The 2,866-nt window shown below is 66.6% G+C and carries 2 protein-coding genes; one reads left to right on the top strand and one right to left on the bottom strand.

Annotated features, from left to right (window positions below):
* A partial coding sequence (locus tag VFH59_RS13005) for a sensor histidine kinase (RefSeq protein WP_414655895.1) occupies positions 1-1,406 on the bottom strand: 1,406 nt, incomplete at its 3' end.
* Between the two features lie 298 nt (positions 1,407-1,704).
* Between VFH59_RS13005 and sucC the strand changes: the two genes are divergently transcribed.
* Positions 1,705-2,865, top strand: a complete 1,161-nt coding sequence (gene sucC / locus VFH59_RS13000; RefSeq protein ID WP_325165328.1) for an ADP-forming succinate--CoA ligase subunit beta — start codon at positions 1,705-1,707, stop codon at positions 2,863-2,865.
* The last annotated feature ends 1 nt before the right edge of the window (position 2,866 follow it).

The following is a 2,866-nucleotide window of genomic DNA, read 5'->3' as shown; positions in this document are numbered from 1 at the left end:
GGGATGCCGGGGCCGCGGTCGATCACTTCGATCAGCGGCGGCCCGTCATCGCTGGCCAGCCGCGCGACGATCATGACGCGCGCGGGTTCATCCGGCATGCGCCCGTAGCGGAGCGCGTTCTGCACCAGGTTCCACACCACCTGTTGCAGGTGCTGCGGGTCGGCGACCGCCTCGACCGCGTGCGGATACAACAGCGCGCGCAGGTTGTCGCCGCCGAGGTCGTTGGCTTCCTTGTATTCGTCCACGAAGGTCAGCACCCAGGCGTTGAGGTCCAGCGCCTCCGGGCGCGAGCGCTCGCGCCGCGACAACTGCAGGATGTTCTCGATGATCTCGTTCAATCGCCCGCAGTGATTGTTGATGATCTCGACCATGCGCAGGTCCGAATCCGGCAGCTCGCGCGATTCCGCCAGGAGTTGCGCGGAATAACGGATCGCCGCGAGCGGGTTGCGGATCTCGTGCGCGATCGAGGCGGACAGCCGGCCCAGCGTGGTGAGCGTCAACTGCTCCGCGCGGCGCGACACAAGCGAGGTGTCGTCCAGGAAAATCAGCACGTGCGAGTCATCGTTGGCGGCCAGCCGCGTGAAACGCGGGACCACCTCCGGCACCCCCTCGGCCAGCGCGACGGCGCTGGTATCCACCTTGTTGGTGGCGCGCCAGTGATAGAGCCGGCGCGACAATTCCGGCGCGACCTCACCGAGGTTGCGCTTGTCCAGTGCCGGGTTGCCGAGCAGCGTCCAGGCCGACTCGTTGATCTGGTGGATGTGGTTGGCCTCGTCCACCAGCAGCACGCCGGTCTTCATGCGGCGGATGATCAGCTCGTTGACCTGGCTCAGGTTGGCCAGATCCAGTCCGCGGCGCTCGGCCAGCGCCTCGCTGGCGCGCATCTGCTTGCCGAGCGCGTAGCACAGCGCGGCGGTGGCGAAATACGCCAGTCCGAACAGCCCGGACTCCAGCAGGTCGCGCCCGGGATCGCCATTGCCCGCCAGCGCCTGCCCGAGCATCGCCAATGCCGCCAGCGCGGCGAACAGGCCGGCCAGTCGCGGCGGAAGCAGCAAGGCACAGGCGCCGACGTTGATCACCAGCATCGCCGCGATGCCGGTGTGCGCCGCGGGCATCATCAGCGCGGCCATCAGGGCGGCCACAACGTCCACGCCGAGGCAGGCGCTGACGCTTGCCGACAACCGGCGCGGCATCTGCCGGGTGCGCAGGAGCGCCAGCAATGCGAACAGCAGATAGACCGCGGCCGTCAATCGCGCCGAGGTGGGGGCGCGCACCTGCAGCCAGTCCACCGCCAGTTCGCTGAAGGACAGCGCCACGTACACCAGCGCCTGCAGCACGCGGAAGAGGTTCAGGACATACAGCTCGCGGCGGACGATTTCGCCCGCCGAGGGCGCCTGCTGGCTCAGGCCGGGATGGAGGAGGGTGGACACGGCGCGATGATCGTGTGCGCGCGGTTCGCGCACAAGGGCCGTTACTCATTTTTGCAGCGGCGATCGCAGGGCGATTGGACTTGCGGCGCGCTTGACGCGAAAATAGCCGGGTTTTGTTTGCGCTGGTCCCTCAGCGCGAAGATCAAAAAGCGGCCACGGAGCTCTTGGCCATGGATGGCAGCTCCAAGCCACGCAAGTTTTTGCGCCGGTCCGTCGGCGCGAAAGTCAAAAAGCGGACATCCTTGTCCGCACTTACAAAGGAAGCAAGGTCTCCATGAACTTCCACGAGTATCAGGCCAAGCAACTGTTCGCCGATTACGGCATCGCGGTTCCCCCGGGCAAGGTCGCCGACACGCCCGATGCGGCGGTCGAGGCGGCGCGTGCGCTGGGCGGCGAGCAGTGGATGGTGAAGGCGCAGATCCACGCTGGCGGCCGCGGCAAGGCCGGCGGCGTGAAGTTCTGCAAGTCGCTCGACGAGGTGAAGGCCGCCGCGGCCGGCATGCTCGGGCGCAACATGGAGACCTACCAGTCCGGCGGCCGCGCGCTGCCGGTGAACCTGGTGCTGGTCACCGATGCCAACGACATCGCCAAGGAGCTGTACCTCTCGATGCTGGTGGATCGCGGCGCGAAAGCGGTCGCGTTCATCGCCTCGGCGCGCGGCGGCGTGGATATCGAGCAGGTCGCGCGCGAAACGCCCGACGACATCCACACCGTGGTCGTGGATTTCGTGCAGGGCCTGCAGCCGTACCAGTGCCGCCAGCTCGGGTTCGCGATGGACCTGAATGCCAAGCAGGTGAACCAGCTCACCAAGATCATGCTGGGCATGTACAAGCTGTTCAACGAGAAGGATCTCTCGCTGATCGAATTGAATCCGCTGGCGATCGTGAAATCCGGCGACCTGATGGCGCTGGACGGCAAGGTCAACTCCGACGACAACGCCGAGTTCCGTCATCCCAAGCTCGTCGCCATGCGCGACGTGTCGCAGGAAGACCATGCCGAGGCGGAGGCCGCGGCCAATCACCTGACCTACGTGACCATGGACGGCTCGATCGGCTGCATGGTCAATGGCGCCGGTCTCGCCATGGCGACGATGGACGTGATCAAGCTGGCCGGCGGCGAGCCCGCCAACTTCCTGGACGTTGGCGGCGGCGCGACCAAGGAGCGCGTGACCGAGGCGTTCAAGCTGATCCTGTCCTCGGACAAGGTGCGCGCGATCCTGGTGAACATCTTCGGCGGCATCGTGCGCTGCGACCTGATCGCCGAAGGCATCATCGCCGCGGTGAAGGAAGTGGGCCTTACCATTCCGGTCGTCGTGCGCCTGCAGGGCACCAACGTGGAGAAGGGCCGCGAACTGCTGGCCAACTCCGGCCTGGCGATCACGCCGGCCGACGATCTCAACGACGCGGCGCAGAAAGCCGTGGCCGCCGCGAAGTGAG

It is taken from the genome of Frateuria sp. (assembly GCF_035695185.1).
GTDB lineage: Bacteria > Pseudomonadota > Gammaproteobacteria > Xanthomonadales > Rhodanobacteraceae > Frateuria_A.
This window is presented reverse-complemented; position numbering and strand designations above follow the sequence as displayed.